The organism is Thermogemmatispora onikobensis (genome assembly GCF_001748285.1).
GTDB lineage: Bacteria > Chloroflexota > Ktedonobacteria > Ktedonobacterales > Ktedonobacteraceae > Thermogemmatispora > Thermogemmatispora onikobensis.
In genome coordinates this window covers 43030-66660 of sequence record NZ_BDGT01000033.1, presented here as the reverse complement: position 1 = coordinate 66660, position 23631 = coordinate 43030, and the positions used below count along the sequence as shown (strand labels likewise).

The 23631-nt window shown below is 61.1% G+C and carries 19 protein-coding genes; 13 read left to right on the top strand and 6 right to left on the bottom strand.

The genetic code is table 11. The features are described from left to right. The first annotated feature begins 108 nt into the window (after positions 1–108). Positions 109–774 (top strand): 50S ribosomal protein L25, encoded by a 666-nt coding sequence (locus tag BGC09_RS14875; RefSeq protein WP_069804772.1) that lies wholly within the window; start codon positions 109–111, stop codon positions 772–774. Positions 775–1014: 240 nt separating this feature from the next. Continuing rightward, positions 1015–2244, top strand: a complete 1230-nt coding sequence (locus BGC09_RS14870; protein WP_069804771.1) for a glycosyltransferase — start codon at positions 1015–1017, stop codon at positions 2242–2244. Here BGC09_RS14870 and BGC09_RS14865 read toward each other — a convergent pair. Then, the gene (locus tag BGC09_RS14865; protein ID WP_069804770.1) at positions 2241–2507 is read right to left on the bottom strand and encodes a hypothetical protein; all 267 of its coding nucleotides are present in this window, start codon (positions 2505–2507) and stop codon (positions 2241–2243) included. The two genes, BGC09_RS14870 and BGC09_RS14865, sit on opposite strands and share 4 nt — an antisense overlap. 406 nt (positions 2508–2913) lie before the next feature. Here BGC09_RS14865 and BGC09_RS14860 point away from each other — a divergent pair, with 406 nt between their 5' ends. Next, a complete protein-coding gene (locus BGC09_RS14860; RefSeq protein WP_069804776.1) occupies positions 2914–3258 on the top strand; it encodes a hypothetical protein in 345 nt (114 codons plus the stop codon). Positions 3259–3472: 214 nt separating this feature from the next. Here BGC09_RS14860 and galU read toward each other — a convergent pair whose 3' ends face one another. Then, positions 3473–4348: a UTP--glucose-1-phosphate uridylyltransferase GalU gene (gene galU / locus BGC09_RS14855; protein ID WP_069804769.1), complete on the bottom strand. Its 876-nt coding sequence runs from the start codon at positions 4346–4348 to the stop codon at positions 3473–3475. 130 nt (positions 4349–4478) lie between these two features. Next, positions 4479–4634 (bottom strand): hypothetical protein, encoded by a 156-nt coding sequence (locus tag BGC09_RS22925; RefSeq protein ID WP_176728935.1) that lies wholly within the window; start codon positions 4632–4634, stop codon positions 4479–4481. 444 nt (positions 4635–5078) lie between these two features. Between BGC09_RS22925 and BGC09_RS14850 the strand changes: the two genes are divergently transcribed. The 7 genes from BGC09_RS14850 to BGC09_RS14820 all read left to right on the top strand — a co-directional run bounded on the left by BGC09_RS14850 (position 5079) and on the right by BGC09_RS14820 (position 16045). Continuing rightward, positions 5079–5531: a YbjN domain-containing protein gene (locus tag BGC09_RS14850; RefSeq protein WP_069804768.1), complete on the top strand. Its 453-nt coding sequence runs from the start codon at positions 5079–5081 to the stop codon at positions 5529–5531. 239 nt (positions 5532–5770) lie between these two features. Further along, complete coding sequence (locus BGC09_RS14845; RefSeq protein ID WP_069804767.1) at positions 5771–8125, top strand: protein kinase domain-containing protein; 2355 nt, start codon at positions 5771–5773, stop codon at positions 8123–8125. A 350-nt stretch (positions 8126–8475) separates the two neighbouring features. Next, positions 8476–8997 (top strand): EXLDI protein, encoded by a 522-nt coding sequence (locus BGC09_RS14840; RefSeq protein ID WP_069804766.1) that lies wholly within the window; start codon positions 8476–8478, stop codon positions 8995–8997. A gap of 527 nt (positions 8998–9524) precedes the next feature. Next, on the top strand, positions 9525–10559 hold the full coding sequence (locus tag BGC09_RS14835) for an ABC transporter ATP-binding protein (protein ID WP_069804765.1): 1035 nt from the start codon (positions 9525–9527) through the stop codon (positions 10557–10559). Then, entirely contained in the window at positions 10556–11419 is an 864-nt protein-coding gene (locus BGC09_RS14830; protein WP_141727800.1) for an ABC transporter permease, read from the top strand. Before BGC09_RS14835 ends, BGC09_RS14830 begins: the two co-directional genes overlap by 4 nt. 346 nt (positions 11420–11765) lie before the next feature. Then, the gene (locus tag BGC09_RS14825; RefSeq protein ID WP_069804764.1) at positions 11766–14066 is read left to right on the top strand and encodes a sensor histidine kinase; all 2301 of its coding nucleotides are present in this window, start codon (positions 11766–11768) and stop codon (positions 14064–14066) included. Between the two features lie 317 nt (positions 14067–14383). Further along, positions 14384–16045, top strand: a complete 1662-nt coding sequence (locus tag BGC09_RS14820) for a tetratricopeptide repeat protein (RefSeq protein ID WP_069804763.1) — start codon at positions 14384–14386, stop codon at positions 16043–16045. A 160-nt stretch (positions 16046–16205) separates the two neighbouring features. Here BGC09_RS14820 and BGC09_RS14815 read toward each other — a convergent pair whose 3' ends face one another. Further along, on the bottom strand, positions 16206–17159 hold the full coding sequence (locus tag BGC09_RS14815; RefSeq protein WP_069804762.1) for an alpha/beta fold hydrolase: 954 nt from the start codon (positions 17157–17159) through the stop codon (positions 16206–16208). Positions 17160–17658: 499 nt separating this feature from the next. On the opposite strand from BGC09_RS14815, the gene BGC09_RS14810 reads away from it, so the two are divergent. Further along, positions 17659–18465 (top strand): class I SAM-dependent methyltransferase, encoded by an 807-nt coding sequence (locus tag BGC09_RS14810; RefSeq protein WP_069804761.1) that lies wholly within the window; start codon positions 17659–17661, stop codon positions 18463–18465. A 168-nt stretch (positions 18466–18633) separates the two neighbouring features. Next, positions 18634–19524, top strand: a complete 891-nt coding sequence (locus BGC09_RS14805) for a DNA methyltransferase (RefSeq protein ID WP_069804760.1) — start codon at positions 18634–18636, stop codon at positions 19522–19524. Positions 19525–19652: 128 nt separating this feature from the next. On the opposite strand, the gene BGC09_RS14800 is transcribed toward BGC09_RS14805, so the two are convergent. After that, complete coding sequence (locus BGC09_RS14800; protein ID WP_069804759.1) at positions 19653–21743, bottom strand: WD40 repeat domain-containing serine/threonine-protein kinase; 2091 nt, start codon at positions 21741–21743, stop codon at positions 19653–19655. A 198-nt stretch (positions 21744–21941) separates the two neighbouring features. Here BGC09_RS14800 and BGC09_RS14795 point away from each other — a divergent pair, with 198 nt between their 5' ends. Beyond that, complete coding sequence (locus BGC09_RS14795; protein ID WP_069804758.1) at positions 21942–22553, top strand: class I SAM-dependent methyltransferase; 612 nt, start codon at positions 21942–21944, stop codon at positions 22551–22553. On the opposite strand, the gene BGC09_RS14790 is transcribed toward BGC09_RS14795, so the two are convergent. After that, a complete protein-coding gene (locus BGC09_RS14790; RefSeq protein ID WP_069804757.1) occupies positions 22543–23598 on the bottom strand; it encodes a WD40 repeat domain-containing protein in 1056 nt (351 codons plus the stop codon). The two genes, BGC09_RS14795 and BGC09_RS14790, sit on opposite strands and share 11 nt — an antisense overlap. Positions 23599–23631: the final 33 nt, after the last annotated feature.

The following is a 23631-nucleotide window of genomic DNA, read 5'->3' as shown; positions in this document are numbered from 1 at the left end:
CGCAAAGGCTGGCTCTCCGCCGCCGATGTGCTCAACACGCGCCCGCTGGCTGAGCTACAAGCCCTCTTGCAACGCAGGAAAGCATCACGCTAAAGGAGGTATCCTGCTATGGCACCAATGGCAGAACTGGAGGTTCAGCGCCGCCAGGTCCTGGGCAAAGCGACCCGGCGGCTGCGCCGCCAGGGGATCATCCCCGCCAATATCTTTGGCCACAAGGAGCCCTCTCTGGCCGTCCAGCTGGAGGCCGCGGCTTTCGAGCGCTTCCACCGCCAGCATAAGGCCGCCAGCCTGGTTACCCTGCGTATTCCGGGAGACTCACTGACGGAGACGGCCCTGGTGCACAGCATTCAGCGCGACCCCTGCACCGGCAAGATTCTCCACGTAGATTTCTACCGCGTGAGCCAGGAGGAGGAGGTTGAAGTCAAAGTGCCGCTGCATCTGGTCGGCGAGTCGCCGGCGGTCAAAGAGAGCGGTGGCACTTTGCTGCGCCTCCTCGATGCGCTTGAAGTGGCCTGTCGCGCCACGGAGATCCCTGAAGCGATCGAGGTCGACGTCTCGCCGCTGGTTGAGGTAGACCAGATCCTCCATGCTGGCGAGATCAAGCTGCCGCCTAATGTGCGCCTCTTGACCGATCCACACGAGCCCGTGGTGAAAGTGGAGCTGCCCACCGTCGAAGCCGAAGAGGCCGGGGAGGCTGCTCTCACAACTCAGCCTGTTCCTGCTGCAGCGCCCGCCCAGTCCCAGACTGGCGAGAGCGCCGCAAAAGAAGGCTGAGAGGCGTGCGCGTAGTGCAGGCAGGGGTAAGGTTCGCTCAGAGAGGCCTGTGCTCCTGCCTGTCTCTCTGTCGGGCTGTCCAACAAGCCAGAGAGCGTACCCGTTCCGTTGGCAACGGGGTGGCGGCGCTGCCTCTCTGCACAACAAGATTGACTGGCTAGTCTGGCCGATCGCTATTCGGCTCATCTGGCTGACTGCCTGCCTGCCCGAGAACACTAGGCCAGGAAGTGAGCGATAGACATGCGCATTATGATTGTGACCGACCAGTATCCGCCGATGGTAGGGGGCGTGCCTGTTGTCACCCACGATCTGGCCGTTGGCCTGGCGACCCGTGGTCATCAGGTCTGGGTGGTTGCACCTTGCCAGGGTGCGCGCGACGTCCACCGTATCGAAGAAGGAGTACATGTCTATCGCTTTACCTCCTTCGAGTGGCCTACCTATCGCGACATGCGCATTCCTTTCCTGCCGATTTTACCCATCCGGCGCCTCCTGAAGCAGGGCAATCCTGACGTCATTCATATCCACTCGCCGATCGTCTTAGGAAACATTGCGCAGCTCCTGGCTGGTGGGCTGCGCAAACCGGTCATTGCCACCAACCACTATTTGCCGATCAACATTAGCCGGACCCTGGCCAGCGATCAGCGCTTCAGCAGACATTTTGACACGCTCAGCTACAGCTATCTGATCCACTTTTACAACCGCTGTGAGTATGTGACGACGCCGACTCATACCGCGTTGCGTCTCCTCTACGAGCATGGGCTGCGTGCGCCGGCAGGAGTCATCTCCAATGGGGTTGATCTCAGGAAATTCAGGCCGGGGCCACCCGATGAGGAAGTACGTCAGCGCTATCGTCTGCCAGCTGATCGCCCACTGATCTTGCACGTCAATCGCCTCAGCGAGGAAAAGCGAGTCAATGTCTTATTAGATGCCGTGGCCCAAGTGAGTAGCCAGGTGTATGTCGTGCTGGCGGGGACAGGACCGGCGGAGGCTGAGCTGCGCGCCCAGGTCGCACGGCTGCAAATTGAGGACCGCGTTGCCTTCCTGGGATTTGTAGCGGATCGCGACCTCCTGGCGATTCGCCGTATGGCCGACCTCTTTGTCATCCCATCGGAGGCGGACCTGCAGAGTCTGGCCACAATGGAAGCTATGGCCTGCGGCTTGCCGGTCATTGCGGCCAATGCCTATGCCCTGCCCGAGCTGGTGCATCATGGCGAGAACGGCCTGCTGTTCGAGCCGGGGAACAGTGCAGAACTGGCGTGGGCCATCGACTATCTCCTGGAGCATCCCGAGCTGCGCAAACAGATGGGGAACAAGAGCCTGGAGATCATTGCACAGCACGACCGTGAGCGCATCCTTGACCAATGGGAAGCGCTCTATCAACGTCTGGCCTCAGAGTTCGCGGTAACGCGTCAGCTGCGGGAGCAGGCGCGACGAGCCTTGCGTCTTAGACGTCCACCGCTGCCTTCCTAGTTCAGCTCATGATGGTCCCTGTCCCTGGGGCGATCGCGATGGGGGCGCCTTGGATCGATCCAGGGGCGGTGGAGTAGACGAGCGAGGCTGCGCTCGATGTCCCAGCGGAGCTGTGTCGTCTGGTAGCGCAGCCAGCCAACAACAAGCTCTGGCCAGCTCGGGCGAGGGAGAGGGGGCGGCAGACGGCGCCGCTCATCGACGCGGACAAAGATCGGAGCCAGGATCAACGATCGCGGGCGCTGTTCGGGCCTTCGCTCTTCCATGCGGTCTGTAGCTCCTTGGCGTTTCCCTCCAGCAAGCATGTGGCAAAATGGGCAAGACAAGACCAATGCACTGCAACGATGATGGGCCAGTGCCAGGTACACCACTGGCCATAATCAAAGACTCTGAGGAAGAGTATAGTGTCTGGAAATAGATTTGTCCAGGGAACGGCGAGCGGTATACACACCTGTGGTTCTGGCTGGCCTGCCTGGCAGCCGGCAAGCCGGGGTCGACAGCAATGGCTACCAGGAAGAGGGTGGCCATGCCCACGCAGGACCGGTACCGGAATGACTAAGGATGCCCGTTTCATTGACAAGAATGGGGGATTCCATTATACTCTTCGCCACAGGCGAGGAGCCTGTATATTTTGTTTTGGCTTGGGAACTTGCCCGAGCAAAGGGAATGGTGATGGCTACCAGAGAAGAGGAGAAGCCGGCGCCGATGTCCACGGTCGAGGCCGGTCGTAAAGGGGGGAGTGTTGTCCGCGACAAATATGGTGGCGAGTACTATCGTCAGATAGGCAAGAAGGGGGGTACGGCTCTCAAAGAGAAGCGCGGGAGCGAGTACTACCGCCAGATTGCCCAGAAAGGTGGCCAGGCCAACGTCACAAAGTATGGTCCGGCCCACTTTTCTGAGATGGGGAAGAAGGGTGGCAATGCAACCAAGGCGCGACAAGACCCCGACTTTTACAGCCGCATCGGTAAGTTGGGAGGGGCCGCCAGGCGTCGGAAGAAAGCGGAGGCACAGGAATAATTCGATCTTATCATGGCGTCAAGCTGCTCTTCTGGCACAAGGCAGCGATGTTGTGATCAATGAGGGGCCGGGAAGAGGAGAGAGACAAGGACAGCGTTGGAAGGACTGTCTTCTTGCTCTCCCTCTTGCCCGGCCCCTTGTATATTGGCTGACGACCGCTGTGAGCGAGCGAGCGAACGAACGAGCGAGCAAGCAAGCAAGCAAGCAAGACGGGCTAACCCTCTGCGCCCTGCAGGGCCTGACGCAGAAAAGCTCGCAAGTCAGGCGCCAGATCGGGGCGCTTAAGCGCATAGGTGATCGTCGTGGTCAGTAAACCCAGGCGCGTACCAGTGTCGTAGTAGGTGCCGGTGAAGCGTAAGCCATAGCAGCGCCCCTCGCGTGCCTGGCGCTCAATGGCATCGGTGACCTGGATTTCTCCACCGGAGCCAGGTGGCGTCTCTTCCAGCAGCGGGAAGATGTCGGGAGTCAACAGATAGCGCCCCATCACAGCCAGATTAGAGGGCGCTTGCTCTCGCGGCGGTTTCTCCACCAGCTGGGTGATCCGCAACGCTTCCTCCCCCAGTTCCTCTACAGCAGCAATGCCGTAGCTAGGAATCAGCTCATCTGGCACGGGGGCGAGCGCGACCACCGAGCCGCCGTAGCGCTCATGGATCGCCATCAGTTGGGGTAAGCAGGGCGTTTCCTCAGCGACCAGCACATCGCCCAGCATGACCACGAACGGCTCATCGCCTACCAGGGTCCGCGCACAGAGGATGGCATGGCCGAGCCCCAGTGGCTCGGGCTGACGAACGGCACTGTAATGCGCCATTTGCTGTACACGTCGCAGCTCCTCCAATTCCTGCAACTTGCCACGCTGCTCCAGCAGCTGCTCCAGCTCGGGAAAGGCATCGAAATGATCCTCGATACTGCGCTTGCTCCTGCTGGTCACGAGAATGATCTCTTCGATACCGCAGGCCACGGCCTCTTCGACGATATATTGCAAAGTTGGCTTATCGACCAGCGGCAACATCTCTTTCGGGATAACTTTCGTTGCTGGCAGGATGCGCGTGCCCAGTCCCGCCACTGGCAATACGGCTTTGCGAATACGCATTAACCCTCCTTGATTCTTGCAAGAAAGCGCTCCGGTCTGCCTGCTCCTGGCGTCCAGCCCTATTGTAGCGACCGGGCGGTTTGATGGTCAATCTCAGCCTGGCGACCTCTGCGGTGGGCCTTGCCAGAGGTTAAAAAAGATGGGTGGCCGGGGTCAAAGTGAAGGCCAGGCCCTGCGCTGGCTCGTCCAGGCACTCGGCGGCCAGGTCGCAAGTTGAGCCGGCTGGCCTGGCTCTCTGGTTGACTGTTGCTATCATAGCATATTCTATCGACACTGAGACGATCATCAGTATGAAAGGTGCTCCTGGCGCATAACTTTGCGAGCTCGCTCGCGGAGCAGGCCAGGCGCATGCCGCTGGTAGGTCATCTTGCACTGTACTTTTCTCTTAAGGGGCAAAGAGATGCCTTGGAAGTTGAGGCGGTGAGCGTTCCTTCTATTAAGGGGAGCGCCCGAACTGCGTCTGCTTCGTGCTCACTCTCCACTGCGCCGCAAGCGTGGTTCTCTTCCTCCCGTTGTCTTGAAAGAGCAGCGCTCTCGCTCTAACGAGGTCTCTCTTTCTCACGTGAGCAGAGAAACCAGCCGCAAATCCTGGGATTGCAAACAAAACGCCGAGGTAAGGCAGTTTTCTGGTTTCAGCCGTTGACAGGCCAGAATCTCCTGCCCTGGCACAGTCGGCAAGCTAGAAGATCGTCTTGTTCCTTTAGTCATCTCTCACAGGGGGTATCAGTAGATGGCCACTATTGAGCCTTTTTCGCATGCCATGATCGAAGCTTGCCTTCGCAGCCTGAACTTGCGTTTCCTCCGTGATGAGGATAACGATTTTGTCGTCCAGTTCCAATATGATCCGCAGTATGACTGTGAAGTGACCTTTTATCTGATGGCTCAGGGACAGCAGCGAGAGATCTACTCGTTGCTTTGCCGTACCAGTCGGCGTTTTGAACCGGGGAGCTGGGAGCGGGCCCTGGTGCTCTGCAATACCTGGAATCGAGAGCGGCGTTGGCCGAAAAGCTATCTGCGTAGCTATGAGTCAGCAAATGCAGCCTACGCAGAAATCTGCCTGGAAGAACATATCGATCTGGAGGTTGGCATTCATCAGGAGCTATTCTTCAGCTACACGATGACCTTCTTCTCGGCGAGCTTGAGTTTCTGGCGCTGGCTCCATCAAGATCAGCGTTTCTACTAGGCTCACCTCCTTTCCCGCTTTCTTACCGGTCTGCTCGTTGGGGGACAGAAACAGAACAAACAAATCGCCGCGGCTCTTCTTCTCTCCTGTCCCCCCGGGAGCAATATCCCAGCTGTTTCTTCTTGCTGCAAGAATATGCTATAGTTAAGCATAGCTGACATAGCACATTTTTGTGGTGTATGTCCATATATATTTGCAATAGCAGAAGAAATACTGGGCTGGAGAAAGCGGGGAAGGTAATGCTACGTGAGGGTACACAGCTAGCTCAGGGTCGCTATCGTCTAGTACGCTCACTAGGCAGCGGGAGCCTGGGCGAGGTCTACCTGGCCGACGACCTGCATATGCGGCGCCGGGTGGCCATCAAAATCATCACTGCCGAAGCCACGACCTGCGTTGAAGCCAGCGCGGCCTCGCAGGCGAGACGATATATTGAGCGCGAACTGAAGGCCATTGCCCGGCTTGATCATCCTCACATCCTGGACCTTTACGACTACGGCGAGGAGCCCTGGCAGCGTCTGCTGCTCCTCTACATGGTCATGCCCTATCGGCCCGAGGGTTCGCTGGCGGGCTGGCTACGCCTGCGCTCGCAGTTTGGGCCATTAAGCCCGCAGGAAGTCTGCGACCTTATCAGTCAGGCCGCCGATGCGCTGCAACATGCACATGATCATCAGATCATCCATCGCAATGTCAAGCCCTCCAATCTGCTGATACAGCTCCATCCGAGGCAGCCACGGCGCCTGCACCTCCTCTTGAGCGACTTCAGCATTGCTCGCATTGCGGAAGCCAGCCTGACCACCGGTCAGATTATCCGTGGGACCCCAACCTACATGGCGCCTGAGCAATGGGAGGGCCAGCCGACCTGTGCCACCGACCAATATGCCCTGGCAATCATGGCCTACGAGATGCTCGTCGGTCAACCTCCTTTTCAAGGCGGGCCGGGGCCACTGATGTTCCAGCATCTGCAAAAGGCGCCACCGCTGCCCAGTAGCCAGAATCCAGCTCTGTCGCCGGCGATCGATCGTGTGCTATTGCAGGCTCTCGCCAAGCGTCCCGAAGAGCGCTTCGGTTCGGTGGCCGCTTTTGCCAAAGCCCTGGAGCAGGCCGCTACCGGCAATGCCTTGCTGCTGCCCGACTCAGAGGAAGCGGCGAACAAGCCTGGTGGCTGGCTGGAGGAGAGCGGGCTGATCGAAGTGCGCCTGGCCATTAGCCGAAGCGAGGCGCGAGATGGCACGCGCCGCCGTTTGAACGTGGCGGGCGAAGAGGTCGAGGTTGAGATCGGTCCGGGTGTGGTCGATGGGCAGACGCTGCGAGTCGCTGGCTGGCAACGTCAGGGAGCGGGCTCTCCGCTGTCGGCTGAGGAAGCCTTGCCAGACCTCTTACTCAAGCTGGACGTGGTGCCGGACGAGCTGCTGGCCGGCGCAGCGGCGAGTAGTAGCGGAGCGAGACCGGCCCCCACACCGGTCACAGTGGCAGCGGGCGCCCCTCTGTCGTCCGGAGCCTTCGAGGTCCCGCAGTTACCTTTCCCTCCACCTTCGCCGCTGCTCCAAAGCGAGCTTTGGGGGGCCTGGCCGGGCCGAAGTGAGCCAGGACAGGGAACAGCTCTGAGCGGGACCTTTCCCACGCTGACTTGCCCAACTCCTACCCCGACGTTCAGTAGCACGCCACCGCGTTCTCTCTCAGGTCGGGCAGGGGCAACAGGCGAGTACCGGGCATCTTTTGAAGCATTAAAGACAGCAGCGGCGGCGAGCCCAATGGCGGTGCCCTCTGCCAGGAGCCAGAGCACGACCGAACTTCGCCAGCTAGCGCGCCCGCCGCGACGCAGTGCCGCCCAGGTCGTGACCGTACTCCTGGTTCTGGCCCTGCTCTTTGTCAGCAGCGGCCTGCTGGCCTACTTCCTGGTAACCAGCCAGCCTGCTGCCCTCCTGCGAGGAGGAGGCCAGAGTGACAGATCCGGGCAGAGTGTGGCCACAGCCAGGGCGGCAGAGGGACCCGGCGAGGAGGGCCAGGCCGAGACACGGGTCAGTGCAGCTACGCCGACGAGCGCTCTGCAAGAGGCCAGCGCCACGGCACGCGCTCAACAAGAGGCCACCGCTACTGTCCAGAGCCAGCAGCGTGCCCAGGTCCAGGCGACTGCGGCCGCCCAGGCCCAGGCCCGGGCCCAGCTCGCAGCTACCGCCACTGCCCAGGCTGCGCAACCCCTGCTGTTGGCCGATAAAACCAGCCTGCAAGCCCACCCCGGGGCCAGCAGCAGCGACTGCGTCTACACCCTGCCGGCGGTGGATAACAGCGGCTACCCGGGCTGGTCCTGTACCCTGGTCCTGAGCAGCCGCGGCGTAGCTCAGCAAAACCTGGCCTGGTCCACCAGCATCGCCGGTCCTGGCGGCAACAGCAGCCTCTGGCCGGTACCTTCGAATGAGGGCGGACGGAGCGACATCTATCTGCTCCCGGCAAGCGGGCAGATCCGCCCCCAGGGCATGCAGCAAGTGCGTGTCATCGTGCGCGATTTCTCGCAGGGAACAGGTTGCCCCAGCAGCTACCTCTTGCGCTTCAGCGGGCCAGCGAACTACGTCGATGTGCTTTGGGGTTGCTCCTAGCAGAGAAGCCCGCTCACCCAGGCTCCGGTCGCCTGTCTGGCTTTCAGCGCCAGGACTGACCGCCGCTCTGTCGCCCTGCCAGGGGGCGGACCTCCCTGGTCCCTCCCTGGCGAAGAGGCATAAGGCCCGGCCAGACCAGCCTGGATTTCCCTATTTTCTTCCCTTGACAATATATGTATACATATATTATACTGTCTCGCAGCGCTACATATACGTAGAAGTATACTGATATTCTGCTGCGCTGAGATTGCTAGAGGAGGAGCGTTGCGGAACTGTGTGAGAAGGCTGACTGGGGCCAGGCCCTGTTGGGTTCAGGCTTCCAGGGGAAGCGACGGTAGGAGGTACCGACATTGCCAAATCGCACCATCTATGTAGCAGATGCTGATCTGCCGATCTTCGAGAAGGCTCAGCGGCTGGCGGGTGGTAACCTTTCAGCGACCATTGCGGCGGCCCTCCGTCGTTTTGTGGAGCGCGAGGAGGCGCGTCAGGCCGGTTTTGGGGAAGTGACGGTCAGGGTGGGCACGGTGGCCCGTGTCTATAAGCGCTTTTTGGGGCGCCTGCTGGCCCGCGGTCTGAGTCGCCAACCGGAGAGAGGCCGCGAAATGCTCTATCGCGTCTATCTGACGCGCAAAGGCAAGTTCGCTGTCTATGTCCGAGAAGGGCCAGACTGGAACGACTGGCGATACTGGTCGCGACAAGACTGTCAGAGCCGCGGGTGGGCCTGCTGGCCCCAGGATTACGACTATCGGCTGGAGGTCTATGACTCTCTAGAGGAGCTAGGCGCTCATCTGCCGGCGGAACTGTATGAGGCCGTCTGTCAAGTCATCAAAGCCGATCAGGAAGACGACGGCGTGGAGTTCCTGGATATCTAGCAGGGACCTGACGGGGCAGGAACGTATCTCTTCGCCACCTATCATGGTATTCTTAACCATGAAAATGTTGATATTTTCGTGGGACCATGATAAAATCTCAAGAGATATGGCATATATAGCCACATAGTTGGAGAATTGTGCCAGACAGGAGGCCCTTCCGGGAAAACAGGCGCGCCAGCCTGTCGCGGACTGCCCTGACTCACTCGCGGATGCGGACCTCAGCCTGGGCCATGACAACCTTGCTGTGAGCCTGACCGGTAAACTGCCAGCACCGCCGGGAGGAGAGCCGTCAGCAGCGGGTCCTGCTCAGCCAGGCAGCCTGGATTGTCTTGGAGGGAGGGGACTACAACACTGGCTCACTCACGCTGTCTATGGGGAGTGTCTAGGTAATCATAGCAGCTTAAGCCGGTCTCCTCCCGTTGCGGTAGCGCTGCGCCTGTTTGCAGATCTATCGCGGCTGGTGAAGCTTTAGAAAGTGAGCAAAGATCGTAAAAATGCCTCAAACAGATATGGAGAGAAAGACACTGATGCAGAGAGAGGAGACAGAAGAGCTGGCCATTGAGGTGCGCGATCTGGTCAAACGCTATCCGCGCAGTAAGGTGAATGCCGTCGATGGCATTTCCTTCAGCGTGCGTCGCGGTGAGATCTTCGGTCTGCTCGGCCCCAATGGGGCAGGGAAGACCACGACCATCGGTATTCTGACGACCAGCGTCCTGCCCACCAGCGGCACGGTGCAGATCATGGGCATTGATGTGGTGCGTGATCCCATCGGCGTCAAGCAGCGCATCTCGATGGTGCCCCAGCGCAGTAATCTGGACCAGAGCCTGCGTGCGCGCGAGATTCTGACCTTCCATGCTGCCTATCATGGCGTGCCACGGGCGGAGCGCGAGGCGCGCGCCGAGGCCTTGCTCAAGGAGCTGGGCCTGGAGGGGCGAGGGCGCGAAAAGATCAGGCGCTACTCGGGCGGAATGGCGCAGCGGCTGATGCTGGCCCGCGCCCTGATGCACTCGCCAGACGTGCTCTTCCTCGACGAGCCGACTAATAGCCTTGATCCGCAGTCGCGCCTCTTCTTGTGGGACCGCATTCGCGCCATGCACGAGCGTGGGGTGACGATTCTCTTGACCACACACGATATGGAGGAGGCCGAGCAGCTCTGCGAGCGCATTGCCATTATGGACCATGGCCATATCCTGGTGCTTGATACGCCCGATAATCTCAAGAAGCTGGTGCCAGGTGGGACGCGCCTGGAGCTGCGTCTGCGCCTTCCCCAGGCGGCTGTGGCTTCCCATAACGGGGATGGCGCTCCCTCCCCCGATGGTCTGCGCGCTCTGCTAGAGCAGTTGCCAGGGTCACCCCGCGTCGAAGAGCTGCCCGCCGAGGATGGACAGGAGAATCATGGGACCCGCTCCTTCCGCCTCTATGGCGAAGAGGCGGGCGAGCTGGCAGTCGAGGCCATGCGCGTCGTCAGCACCAGCGGCGCTGAGCTGCGCGATCTCCACGTGGCCCGCCCAAGCCTTGAGGACGTCTTCATCTACCTGACAGGGAGGAATCTCCGTTCATGAGTGTTGAAACATCGATAGATGCAATTTTTCTTGAGAAGAAGACGAAGGAGAGGCGGCCCCGCAGCCGGCTGCTGATGATCCTGGTGGCCTTTCTGGCCATCTTGCGCCGCGACCTGGTAGTGACGGGGCGGGAGTTCATTCCCTTCCTGATTCAGGTGCTCCTTCAGCCGCTCTTCTTTCTCTTCATCTTTGGCAAGGTGCTGCCCTCGATTGGCGCTGCTCAGCAGAGCTATGCCTCGCTCCTGCTGCCTGGCATCGTCGGTCTAACGGTGGTCACCACGGCTCTCCAGGGCGTGACTTTGCCTCTGGTGCTCGATCTGGGCTTTGGGCGCGAGATCGATGATCGTCTGTTGGCGCCGCTGCCGGTGAGCCTGGTGGCGCTCGAAAAGATTCTCTTTGCGGCCCTGTGTGGGTTGGTGGCCGGCGCGATCATCTTCCCACTGGCCTATTGGGTCCTCGGCAGCAGTTACAGCGTGCGTGCCGATGCCATCGGGATCATCATCGGCATTATGGTGCTCACCGCTCTGGCGGGGGCCACTCTTGGCCTGACGATTGGGACATTGGTGAAGCCTGAGCAGATTGGTCTGATGTTCGCTCTGATCTTTACGCCGCTCATCTTCACTGGCTGCACCTACTATCCCTGGAGTCAGCTGGATGGTATCCGCTGGTTTCAGGTGATCGCCCTTTTCAATCCTCTGACTTATGCCTGTGAGGGCCTGCGCTATGCAATGGTGCCTCCGATCCACGGCTATACCCTGCCGACTCTGGAAATTGGCTGGGTGCTGCTGGGTTTGGGCGTGACCTTCGTTGCCTTCCTCTTCCTGGGCATCTATACCTTCCGCCGCGCAGTGGTCAGCTAGGCTGCGGCTGGCCCCTGTCGCTCAGAATCTGCCGGGGACGAGTGCTTCCGAGACTGAAACGGCCTGCCCTCTGCCGGACCGCCGCCCGCGGTTCAACAGACGGCGGGCCGTCCTTGTGCGGCCTGGCTGCAACGCAGGCCCGTTTGATCAGGCCCCCCGTAGACAAGCATATGAGCGAGCTTGTAAAAACTTGACGTACTCCCGCTCTCCCTGTTACACTTAGACTGCTGCCACAAAACATATTGATATATCTATTCCAAGAGAAATGCCCGTATTGGTGGAACTTCCTCGAAAGCGTCTCTGAGCCGAAAGCTGAAATAGCGGTGAAGGAAAGAGCAGGAGCGCCATGAGCACATTCCCGGAACTGCCACCGGTTCCCTCTGGGGAGAGCCTTTCTCCGCCGGCGGGCGAAGCTGCCGGCATTGAAGAGCGCCTTCGGCGTAGTGAAGAGCGCTACCGCTCGCTGGTAGCGGCCACTGCTCAGATTGTCTGGGTTGCCAATGCTCAGGGACTGGTTGAGGAAGACTCGCCCTCTTGGCGGGCCTATACCGGGCAGAGTGTGGAAGAAGTCCTGGGGTTAGGCTGGCTCGATGCTGTCCATCCTGATGACCGGCCCGGGACGCTGCACGTCTGGTCGCAGGCGCTGGCCTGCGGTGGTTTTTACGAGATTGAGTATCGCATTCGGCGCTACGACGGTGTCTATCGCACCTTCTGGGTACGCGGCGTTCCGGTCCGCGAGGCCGACGGCAGCATTCGCGAATGGGTTGGCACCTGCACCGACATCACAGACCGCAAGCGACTCGAAGACGAGCTTATTCAGACGGCCTATGAGGCGACGCTGCGAGCTAATCAGCTGGAGGCGACCTTTGAGGCGATGACCGATGCGGTCTTTATCTTCGACAGCGAAGGGCAGATTCTCAGCGTCAATGCCGCGGCCCGTCGCTTCTTGAGCCGGGTGGCGCCACTCCCTGAAAAGGAGATGACCGTCGATGACTATCTGGCCAGGCTCGATCTGCGCGATGCCACTGGACAGCCACTAGCACGTGACCAGTGGCCCTCGCAGCGCTTACTTCAGGGCGAGGTACTCGCCGATGCTCCGTTCAGCGATCTCCTCTTGTGCCTGCCCAACGGCTGTCAGCGGCGCATTAGTGTGAGTGGCTCGCCAGTGCGCGATGACCGCGGCTCTGTGATTGGGGCTGTGGCCATTGCTCGCGATGTGACCGAGCGCTATCTGCTGGAACGTCGCACCCATGAAGCTCTAGAGGCCCTGCTTGCGCTGGCCGAAGCCCTGGTAGAGATCCCGCGCGATCTGGTCGCCTCTCCTCAGTCTCAGCCAGCAAGCTTGCGATCCACTGAGGCAGGTCCCCCTTGCGAGCAGCAGCAGCACGAAATCACCCACCACCTCGCCCGACTGATCTGCCAGGTCCTGACCTGCCATCAGGTCTCCATCCTGCGTTTGTCTCCCGAGAATGAAACGCTTCAGCTCTTGGCGTATGCTGGCGATAACGACCATGACGGACGCTGGCCGCAGTGGTTGCCCGGGGATGACGCGGCTGAGCCACAGCTCACTCGGTGTTTCCCTCCCGAGGCTGTGGCTGCCCTGCGCGCCGATCGTTTGCTCGGCCAGAGTGATGCTGACTGCAGAACGTTTCCAATTCAGGCGGGTGAGCGTTATGCTGCAGTGATTGCCCCGATGCTCATTGACCAGCAGCTGATTGGTCTGATCCGTATTCAGCATGTCGAGCGTGAGCACGAATATAGCGCTGAAGAGGTGGCGCTCATCAGAGCTGTGGCTCGTCTGGCGGCCCTGGTCACCGAGCACGAGCGTCTCTTGCACGAGCGGGCGGAAGCGCGCGCCAATGAGCTGGCCTTGCGCGAGAGCAACCGCCGCATGGATGAGTTCCTTAGCATTGCCAGTCACGAGCTCAGGACCCCACTGACCACCATCAAAGGGAATGTACAACTCGCCCGGCGCCATCTGCAGCGTCTGCCTCTGACCGCTGAGCAGCGTGAGAAACTGGCCATCGTCCAGGAGCTGCTGGAGCGGGCGGATCGTCAGACCGGTCTTCTCACGCGCCTGGTGCGCGACTTATTGGAATCCTCGCGGGCCCAGGCCGATCGCCTCGTGGTACAGCGTCGGCCAGAGAATCTGCTGGCCATCGTCCGCCAGACGGTGAGCGATCTGCAGTCGACCTCGACTCAGCGGCGTATTCGCCTCCTGGTTGCTGGCCAGGAGCTGGTGCCGGAGAGCGAGCCGGAGCCCGTCATGGTGCTGGCTGACGCTGAGAGCGTTGGCCTGGTTGTCACCAATTATCTCACCAACGCCATTAAATACTCGCCGCGCGAAAGCCCGATTGAGGTCTCTGTTGAGTGTGAAGACTGCCAGGTTCGGGTCGCTGTCCGTGATCAGGGGCCGGGTTTGCCCCCTGCTGAGCAGCGGCGCATCTGGGAGCGCTTCTATCGCGTGCCTGGCATCCAGGCCCAGGGGAGCGCCAGCCCGGGCCTGGGCCTGGGCCTGCACATCTGCAAGACCATCATTGAGCGCCACCAGGGGAGCGTCGGGGTCTCCAGTCAACCGGGAGTCGGCTCAACCTTCTGGTTTACCCTTCCCCTGCTCACAGAGGCTGGCGAGGGGGTAGGCCAGTGAAGCGCGCTCTGGCTGTCTGCTGGCCTTGCCTGTCTGCTTGAATGCTTGACAGATGTGGCTCCATTTTCTAAGCTAAAAGTGTCAGCCAGATCAACCCATCGCTCATCGTCTCTCGCCGTAGCTCATCGACCAATCTGCCCCTGTCGTCCGCCGCTGGCTTGTCTATAGCTTGTTGCCTTGCTCTACATTGCAAGGAGCGAGGGCCGTCAGATCAAAGAGATCCAGCGGCTCTGGTGGACGAGTATCTCAAGCGAGGGCTGGAACAGTCGATTGTTCCAGTAGGGACGAAGTAATCCAGCAGGGGGCTGAGTGCTGGTATGATCAACCATCATGATATGCGACAAGATGCCGAGTGGGCAGCGGCGCAGCTTGAGCGTGGTCATATCCTTGCGAAGCTGTCCGCTGGAGATCGGCAACAACAACTGAGAGAAGCCATTGCCTGCTATGAGGCGGCGCTGCAGGTCTACACGCGGGAGGAGCATCCGCGCGAGTGGGCCTCTGCTCAGAAGGGGCTAGGGGATGCTCTGGCCCAGCTGTCCGCTGGTGAGCGTGAAGCGAATTTGAGACGGGCCAAGAGCTGCTACGAGGCGGCGCTGCAGGTCTACACGCGGGAGGCCTACCCACGCGAGTGGGCGCAGCTCCAGCACAACCTGGGCACTGTCTACAGCCAGCTGCCAGGCAGAGAGCGCGGAGAGCAGCTGAGGCGGGCCATTGCCTGCTACGAGGCCGCCCTGCAAATATATACCCATGTCACCCATCCCTACGAATGGGCGACCGTGCAACAGAAGCGCGGCAACGCCTATCTACAGCTGCCTGGTCAGCCACGTCGCCTCACTATTGAGAGCGCCATCATGTGCTACCAGGCGGCCAAGCGAGTCTTTACTCGCGAGGCCTATCCGTGGGAGTGGGCGCGGCTCCAGAACAATCTTGGCATTGCCTATGCTGAACTGGCCAGCGTCGGCCAGCAAGAGGAGCGGCGTCCTTTTCTGGATCGGGCCTTGATTTGCCTGCAGGCTGCGCTGGAGATGCGCACACCCGAGACTGCGCCGCTGGACTGGGCGGCGACGCAGCTCAACCTGGGCAATGTCTACCGCAGTCTGCCCGGGCGCAAGCGTCAGGAATATCTGGCGCGGGCCATCGACTGCTACCGGGCCGCCCTGCGTGTCTATAGCCGGGCCAGCCATCCCGTCGAGTGGGCACTGGTGCAGAGCAATCTCGGCAACGCCTATGCTGATTGTGTGGGGCCGGCCCGCTGCGCCTTCTTACACAAGGCCATTGCGGCCTATCGGGCGGCGCTACAGGTCTACAGACGGGAGGCTTTCCCGTACGAATGGGCCAGAGTCCAGCACAATCTGGGCGTGGCTCTGCAGCAGTTGGCGGACCAGCAGGCGGGCCTGCTCCACCAGGCGCTGCGCTGTTATCAGGCAGCGCTGCAGGTCTACAGGCGCGAAAGCCATCCCGAGGAATGGGCCCAGCTTCAGCGCGCCCTGGGAGACGCCTGGAGCAGCCTGCGTGAAGGTAGTCATTACCGTCATCTGCAGCAGGCTATAGCCTGCTATACAGCGGCCCTGGAGGTCTACCGGCCTGAGAGCGCGCCGACCCTCTGGGCGGCTACTCTCCAGGCCCTGGGTCGGGCCTACCGCCGTCTGCCGGCTCGAGGCCAACGGCGTCAGGGGGCACTGCGCCAGGCGCTGGCCTGCTACGATCAGGCCCTGCAGGTCTACAGGCGCGAAGCCTTCCCCTTTGAGTGGGCCCAGCTACAATTTGAACGCGGCAAAGCCTACAGCCAGTTGGGGCGTGATCCTCGCAGCAGAAGTGGCTACCTGGAGCAGGCGCGCAACTGCTACCGGGCCGCTCTGCGCGTTTTCTACCGCCTGCGGATGGATCGTCAGGCTGCAGCGGTGGACCTGGCCCTCAGTCGCCTCCAGCAGGCTCAGGCCCTGCAGTTCCGCCCCCATCAGCCGCATCGTCGCTCATGAGCCTGAGCGCAAGGGAAGAAGACAGCGGGGGCCAGAGCGAACGAAAGAAGCCGCCGCCTCACCGAACGGGGCGGTGGCTTCTTTCTGGGCCTTGATCGTGCAATCCGGGCGCCCGCAGGCGCTGCCTGGGGGAACTCTTGTCTGGCAGGGTCAGGGTCACTTAGACGGCGCTGCCGACAAAGGAGCGCAGCAGCGAATGGAAGGTCTCCGGCTGCTCCTCCTGCAGATGCTCACCGCAGCGTTCAAGCACGTGCGTTTCAATCTGGGGATTGACTCGCTTGAAGGCCGCGCTGGTGCCCGCCCCGTTCTGGCCCCAGAGCGCCATCACAGGCACAGTCAGACGCGCGAGTGGCTCACTGACATCGGCGTGCAGGTTGCCGGCCAGGAGGTCGGCCACGGGGAAGCGTGCATCGGGCTGATGAGCGCTGATATAGGCATATTCGATCAGCTCGTCGCTGATGAGAGAGGGATCGTAGTAGGCGCGCTCTTCATAGTAGTTGCGGATGGCGCGCCGGGTTGTTACTACATTGTAGGCGAACTGACCGACGAGGGGCAGACGCAGGCCGAGGCGCAGGGCTGCCCGAAGCGGACTCAGGGAAGGCTCTTCGAGCATGGTCGCCGGGGGCGAAACCAGAACCAGCCGCTCGTAGCTGCCCGGATGGCGGTAGGCATCGGCGATAGCATAGGCCCCGCTCAGTCCACGTGCCGCAACGAGGGCCGGAGCACGCACCGCCTCACGCAGGAAATCGCTGATCAGGTCGCTGAAAATCTGCGGTTCGTAGGCAATGGCCGGGCGATCGGAGAGGCCGAAGCCGAGCAGATCCAGGGCATAGACGCGAAAATCTTGCGCCAGGACCTCAAGGTTACGCCGCCACTCGTAGGACGAGGCACCGGGCCCGAGGCCGTGGACGAGAACCACAGGCTTCGCCTCGCGCGGTCCCTGTATGGTGTAAAAGACGTCACCGTATTTCCAGGGATAGCGGCGCCCCTCGCCGGCAAGGCCGGGGCTGAGTTCGCCGGCCAGCGCTTCAGTAATCTTATTGACCACTGCCACCGTCCCCAGAACACCACTGGCAATGAGGCCGGTCGCCACAATTTTCCCTCTGATTTTCATAGAGATGCTCCTTATGTTCTTCGGCTGCTGAGAAAAGTATCAGTATTGTTTTGTTCGCAAATGGATGGCGGCTATCCAGCGGGAACAGTCAGCGCGCCCCCGACCGCTCTCCTGGTGAGAGCTGTTTGCTGCCGGCGCCTCCGCGTCGTCAGGCGCCTGCCCTGCTGTCAGGCGGGCGCGGACATGGGTCAACCGTAATATATCACGTGGGCTGAAGGAGCGGGAGAGCGGGATCAGCCAAAGAGGATAAAGGCGTCATCAAGGGGAGGTTCAAGGCCCCTTGCGTAGCAGGCCCACCATGTGTTAAACTCTACTATAGATGGTGAGAGCGGTTCCTCTGCCGTTCTCCTCCATCGTTTTCCTTCTCTAACCGTTTCCCCTGTCTCTGCTACTGCCCCTGCAAAGGGGCATTTGTGCGTAGCAAGCCTGTACTGAAATCTGTACTGGACCTGCTCTTTACGCACCGTCTTGTGTTGATGTCTGGCTGGTGAGGACCAGTATGGCCTATTGTGTTGGTGAGTATTACGAGCGAGCTGAGGATTACGATCTGGAATATCAAAGCCAGAGCGAACAGGATGTTCCCTTCTGGCACGAACTTATCAAGGAATATCGATCCAGGCATGTGCTAGAGCTGGCCTGCGGCAGCGGGCGTCTTGGCCTGCCCCTGGCGCGCAGCTTTCCCGAACTGCTCATTGAGGGCCTGGATAGCTCGCCCCAGATGCTCGCCGCCTACCGGCGCAAGCTCGGAGGCGAGCCACTGGAGGTGCAGCGCCGCGTCATCCTCCATGAAGGGGACATGCGCGACTATCACTTGCCCGCCTGCGGCGACTTTGACCTGATCTTTCTGCCCTTCAACTCGGCTGGCCATCTCTATACCATTGAAGAGCAGCTGGCCACCTTTCGCTGCACCTATGATCACCTGGCGCCTGGCGGGCGCTTCGTTGTTGATGTGCTGCTCCCCAACCTTGACTATCTCAGCGCGGCTCTCAATCGTCCCACCCAGCTCTATCTGGAAGACGAAATCAGCGATCCCGCCGACGAGAGCACCCTGCTCATCTACAGCAGCCGTCGCTACGATCCCTGTGAGCAGCTTGAGCACATGGTCTGGATTCACGAACGCTTTTCCGAGCAAGGAGAGAACGAGCGCTATCTGACGCAGCTTGATCTTCACATGTACTTTCCGCGTGAGCTACAGCTGCTCTTGCTGGCCAGTGGTTTCGCGGTCGAGACCATCTATGGTGATTACGAGCGGCGGCCTTTTGGTAATGGTACCAGGCAGATTATTGTTGGGCGCAAAAGAACGTAGTCTGAGGAGGTAGAATAATAGAGTAGGTAGATAGATCGATCCAGTCAGCCAGGAGCAAGAGAGCTGACGGGTCGTGAGTCTTGGTCCAGGTCCCTGTTGCGATAGCCAAACACCACCCTGCCTGTCTCCGGGCGAGCGGGGGGCGGGAAGGGAGGGACAGCCAGCCTCATGGAAGCCCAACCGAAGAAACTCATAATTAGTGGCCAACGTACCTGCCACTGTGATCCCTCCCATCTTAACTGCCTGACGCCCAAAGAATGGATCAAATGCCAGTTGGGCGTCTGGCAGTTCTCCTACGAGAAACGCGATATTCGCGACAAGCAGAAGCATCCGGCGGCCTTCCCTATTGCCCTGGCGCGGCGCTGCATTGAACTCTTCACACACTGTGGGGAGCTGGTGCTTGATCCCTTTATGGGCAGCGGGACCACGCTCATTGCGGCCCGTGATGTTGGGCGCAACGCCGTCGGCTTCGACATCCATCCTGACTATGTTGCCCTGGCGGAGGAGCGGCTCAGCCGTGAGTTGCGGCCTGGCGATCCGCGGGTGGTCCAGACTCGTCAGCTGGCCCTTCAGGATGACGCGCGCAACATCCCCTTGTACCTGGACCCCGAGAGTGTTGCCTGTATTGTCACCTCGCCCCCCTATGCTAACCTGCTCAATCGGGCGCGCCTCAACAAAAGCCGGCGCGGTCAGGCGCGGAAGAACGATCAATACCACCGCGTTGAGCAGTACAGCCAGCTGCCTGAAGACCTGGGGACGCTCGAGCTAGAGGCTTATGCCCAGGCCATGCGCGAGATCTTCGCCGGGCTACGGCCCTTGCTCAAGAAGCGTGCTCATTGTGTGGTCAACGTCACCGACATGTGGTGGGAGAATCAGCGTATCACCATTCACCTGGCCGTGATCGAGGCGCTGCGCCTGGCTGGCTATGAGCTGCGCAACATCATCATCTGGGACCGTACCAATATTGTCAATCGTGTAGGGATCTTCGGCTGGCCCAGCAATTATATCACTATGGGCACCACCTTCGAGTACCTGCTTGACTTCTGGAAACCCGAGTGAGCGCTGGTCAGTGGGCAGAAAGTGCCCATGCCTTTCCCGGCGAGGTCAGGCGCGGGAAGGGCATGGGTGGAGCGAGGAGCCACCTGCCTGGGCGGGGGCGGGGCAGGCCGGGCGCCCGGCCCGCCTCATCAGGCTACCTGCCAGACGTGGATCTGGCCATCGTCGCCGGCGGAGGCCAGGCGTGTGCTGTCGGGCGACCAGGCTACGGCGTTGACGTCCTCGGGGTGCTCGCTGTAGGTCAGGAGGTGGTCGCCACTCGTGGCATCCCAGACCTGGACGGTCTTATCTTCGCTGGCGGAGGCCAGGCGCGTTCCATCGGGCGACCAGGCCAGGGCTGTCACCTCATCGCTATGATTGGTATATGTTAAAATATGATGCCCGTTGGTGGCGTCCCAGACCTGGACGGTCTTATCTTCGCCGGCGGAGGCCAGGCGCGTGCTGTCGGGTGACCAGACCAGGGTCGTGACGCTGTCGGAGTGGCCTTGATAGACGAAGATGACCTCCCAGGAGCTGGCGTCGTAGATGCGCACTGTCTTATCCAGGCTGCCAGAGGCGATGCGCGTTCCATCGGGTGACCAGGCCACGGCGCTCACCAGGCTTGTATGGCCGCGCAATGTCGCCACGCGCTTACCCGTCATGGCCTCCCACACAAGGGCCTGCTTGCTCAGGCTGGCGGAGACGATCAGGTCTCCATTGGGGGACCAGCTCAGCGAGATCACCGAATCCTGATGGCCGCGGAAGGCTGTCACACGGCGTCCGCTGGCGGCCTCCCAGACATGGGCTGTATGATCGTTGCTTCCCGAGGCGATATGGTTCCCATCGGGCGACCAGGCGGCGGTGCGTACCGGCTCTTGATGGCCGCGGTAAGCGAAGATCTCCCGTCCCGTCGTGGCGTCCCAGACCTGGAGGGTGTGATCGTAGCCGCCAGAGACCAGGCGGCGCCCGTCGGGTGACCAGGCCAGGGCAAAGACGCGCTCGCTGTGGCCGCTGTAGGTATAGAGACGCCGGCCAGGCGTTGGGGTTGACGGCGACACCTCCAGGCGTGGAGTAATAGAGGATGCGCCAGGTGCTGGCGTCGGTAGCGGCGTCCGCGTCGAGATCACCTCGGGTGGTGCGCCTGATCCGGCAGGAGTGGCCGGTGGAGCGAGGACGGGCGTCTCCGACGAGGCCGCCGTCTGCGAGGGCAGCGTCTGCGACTGATTGATAAGCTGGCCGCTTGTCTGAAGCGCGGCGATGCGTTGCAGCTCCTGCTTAATAGCGGCCATCGAAGCCGGGCGCTGCTGCTCATCGAGGCTGACCATCAGCATAATCAGCTTCTCCAGCTCGTACTCCAGCGGCTGGGTATAGGAGTGCAGTGCCGTAAAGCGGAAAGGGGACTGCGTAGGATTCTGGCCGGTCAGCAGGTGATGCAAAGTGGCGCCCAGGCTATAGACATCGGAGCGCGGCGTTGTCTGCGCCTTGCCGTACTGTTCGGGGGCGGCGTAGCCCCAGGAGGCGAAGGCGCGGGTATCGCGCACCTGGCCTGGCTTAAAGTGGCGAGCGATGCCAAAATCGATCAGGTAGAGATGGCCCTCGGTGGTGCGCATCACATTGCTCGGCTTCAGATCGCGGAAAATGATCGGCGGCTGGCGGCTATGGAGATAGCCGAGCACCGAGCTGAGCTGAATACCGATATCCAGCACCTCAGCGATCGGCAGGCCGGGTGGGCCATTTGGATGCTCCCGCTGCCAGCGCAGCAAATACTGCTCCAGAGACTCGCCTTCGATGAAATCCATCACCAGGTACCATTGTCCCTCTTCCGAGAAATGGTCGTAGATGCGCGGCAGATTAGGGTGCATCAGGTTCGCCAGGAGCAGCGCCTCCTGCTTGAAGGCCACCGCTGCTTCAGTGATCTCTTCCGGGCTTAGACCACTCTGGCTCATCTCCTTGATCGCCACCGGGCGGTCGCCAAACTGCGTATCCTGAGCGCGATAGACGGCTCCCATACCGCCCTTGCCGAGCAGGGCCACGATGCGGTAGCGCTGCCGCAGCAGATGATTGAGCGGGAGCTTGCCGGTGCTGGCGCTCACGTCAGACGCGGTTTCCCTCTCGATCCCGGGCATCGTCGAGAGAGGGCGCTCTGGCAAGGGCTGCCCGCAGTGGAAGCAGAAGCGAGCCTGTGAGCGATTTGCCTGGCCGCAGCGGTCGCAATAGATGGGAGTAGCATCGTCGTTGTTCATCCGTTACGTTACTCCGTTGAGAGAGGAGCCGGGCCGACCAGGACGCAGACAGAGACTGGGGCCACGGTCTCCGGTCGTCGTTGCGTTGCGTGCTTCTGTATACTGCACGTTAGCTGAGGCGCGCAGGTTGCCGGTGTAGGAGAGTCGGCTCGCGCTCTCAGCTATAGTAACATTCTCTCAAGAAAGCTGTCAAACGCCATGCAGAGTATTCATCATCCGCTTTTTGCCGCCGTTTACGAGCGGCTGAGCCGGGCAGGAGGAGAGTGGGAGGAGGCCCTTAGAAGGGAAGTAGTAGGGGCAGCCCAGGGCCATGTTCTGGAGGTGGGGGCTGGCACGGGGCTAAACTTCGCCTATTACGACCCTCGTCGAGTGGAGGGGGTCGAGGCAGTTGAACCAGACCCGGCTATGCTGCGCTATGCGCAGCGGCGCCAGGGGGAGGCCCCTGTGCCCTTGCGGCTGCACCAGGCCCGTGTAGAAGAGCTACCCTTTGCCAACGAAACCTTTGACAGCGCGCTTGCCACCCTGGTCTTTTGTTCGGTTGAGGAGCCGGCGCGAGGCTTCGCCGAGATTCGGCGGGTGCTCAAGCCGGGCGGCCTCTTGCTCCTGGCAGAGCATGTACGCGCAGCCAGCCCTGTGACGGCGCGGCTACAAGATCTGCTGACGCCCCTGACGAGGCGCTGTGCAGGCAACTGTCACTGGAATCGGGCCACTCTCACCACGCTCGCCGGGGCCGGGCTGCGCGTCATCTCCAGGCGCGATGAAGGGGGCGGTCTCATGCCGCTGGTCATCGTCCGGGCGGTCAAGGAGTGAACCAGACTTGCACAGTCTGGTCATCGCCGGCGGAGGCGATGCGGTTCCCATCAGGGGACCAGGCCAGGGCATTGACTTGATCGCTGTGACCGGCGTAGGTGAAGGTAATCTCGCGTGCGGCCAGCTCCCAGAGGTGGACCTTGCCGTCGTCCCCGCCAGAGGCCAGGTAGCGCCCATCAGGGGACCAGGCCAGGGCGTTGACCCAACCGGGATGGGCCACGTAGCTGCAGAGAGCCTCGCCTGTGGTCGCATGCCAGAGATAGACCTGGCCTCCGAAGCCGCCGCAGGCCAGATACTGGCCGTCAGGCGACCAGGCTAAGGCCCCGAGCGGGGTGCCATGCTGCACAGGGGCAAAGAGCTGATGACCATTGCTCGCCTCCCAGACCTGCAGGGTGCCATCCCAGGAGGCCGAAGCGACACACTCTCCCTCTGGCGACCAGGCCAGAGCCAGCACCTTATGGCTGTGACCATCGTAGGTAAAGATGATGTCGCCGTCCTTCAAACTCCAAATCTCCACCAGGCCGTCTTCGCTGCCAGAAGCCAGCCTGGCCCCCACTGGTGACCAGGCCAGGGCCAGAATGTAGCGCGCGTGGTCGCGACGCGAGAGCAGCCGCTCACCATCGGCGGCATTCCATATCTGCATGGTCCGATCGTTACCACCTGTTGCTACATAGGCCCCATTAGGCGACCAGGCCAGCGTCAGAACCTGGCCCCGATGCCCGGTATAGGTAAAGCGCTCGCTGCCCGTGGCGGCCTCCCAGACTTGCACCGTGCCGTCCATGCTGGCAGAAGCGATACATGTCCCATCGGGCGACCAGTCCAGCGTACGCACCCAGTTGCGATGGTCGCGATAAACATAGAGCGTCGTTCCAGGTGTGGACACGGCCAGGACCCCCGTCGCTGCTTTTGCTGCTGTCGCTGTCGCTACACCGTTGCCGCTATGGCCACCGGCTGTGGCAGTGGCGTTTGCGCGGGCGAAAAGCCAGACTCGTGAAGGTGGACGGGAAGGCTGAGAGACGGCGTAGCGGCTGGAGCGGTTGATCATCCTCGATCCTCTTCTTCCTTCCTTCCTTCCTTA

Excerpts from the sequence above, each read along its gene's own strand:
- BGC09_RS14800 (WP_069804759.1), bottom strand. The coding sequence starts at position 21,743 with ATGAACAACGACGATGCTACTCCCATCTATTGCGACCGCTGCGGCCAG.
- BGC09_RS14850 (WP_069804768.1), top strand. The coding sequence starts at position 5,079 with ATGGCCACTATTGAGCCTTTTTCGCATGCCATGATCGAAGCTTGCCTT.
- BGC09_RS14825 (WP_069804764.1), top strand. The coding sequence starts at position 11,766 with ATGAGCACATTCCCGGAACTGCCACCGGTTCCCTCTGGGGAGAGCCTT.
- BGC09_RS14830 (WP_141727800.1), top strand. The coding sequence starts at position 10,556 with ATGAGTGTTGAAACATCGATAGATGCAATTTTTCTTGAGAAGAAGACG.
- BGC09_RS14815 (WP_069804762.1), bottom strand. The coding sequence starts at position 17,159 with ATGAAAATCAGAGGGAAAATTGTGGCGACCGGCCTCATTGCCAGTGGT.
- BGC09_RS14790 (WP_069804757.1), bottom strand. The coding sequence starts at position 23,598 with ATGATCAACCGCTCCAGCCGCTACGCCGTCTCTCAGCCTTCCCGTCCA.
- BGC09_RS14795 (WP_069804758.1), top strand. The coding sequence starts at position 21,942 with ATGCAGAGTATTCATCATCCGCTTTTTGCCGCCGTTTACGAGCGGCTG.
- BGC09_RS14810 (WP_069804761.1), top strand. The coding sequence starts at position 17,659 with ATGGCCTATTGTGTTGGTGAGTATTACGAGCGAGCTGAGGATTACGAT.
- galU (WP_069804769.1), bottom strand. The coding sequence starts at position 4,348 with ATGCGTATTCGCAAAGCCGTATTGCCAGTGGCGGGACTGGGCACGCGC.
- BGC09_RS14845 (WP_069804767.1), top strand. The coding sequence starts at position 5,771 with ATGCTACGTGAGGGTACACAGCTAGCTCAGGGTCGCTATCGTCTAGTA.
- BGC09_RS14860 (WP_069804776.1), top strand. The coding sequence starts at position 2,914 with ATGGCTACCAGAGAAGAGGAGAAGCCGGCGCCGATGTCCACGGTCGAG.
- BGC09_RS14865 (WP_069804770.1), bottom strand. The coding sequence starts at position 2,507 with ATGGAAGAGCGAAGGCCCGAACAGCGCCCGCGATCGTTGATCCTGGCT.
- BGC09_RS14805 (WP_069804760.1), top strand. The coding sequence starts at position 18,634 with ATGGAAGCCCAACCGAAGAAACTCATAATTAGTGGCCAACGTACCTGC.
- BGC09_RS14870 (WP_069804771.1), top strand. The coding sequence starts at position 1,015 with ATGCGCATTATGATTGTGACCGACCAGTATCCGCCGATGGTAGGGGGC.
- BGC09_RS14820 (WP_069804763.1), top strand. The coding sequence starts at position 14,384 with ATGATCAACCATCATGATATGCGACAAGATGCCGAGTGGGCAGCGGCG.
- BGC09_RS14835 (WP_069804765.1), top strand. The coding sequence starts at position 9,525 with ATGCAGAGAGAGGAGACAGAAGAGCTGGCCATTGAGGTGCGCGATCTG.
- BGC09_RS22925 (WP_176728935.1), bottom strand. The coding sequence starts at position 4,634 with ATGATCGTCTCAGTGTCGATAGAATATGCTATGATAGCAACAGTCAAC.
- BGC09_RS14875 (WP_069804772.1), top strand. The coding sequence starts at position 109 with ATGGCACCAATGGCAGAACTGGAGGTTCAGCGCCGCCAGGTCCTGGGC.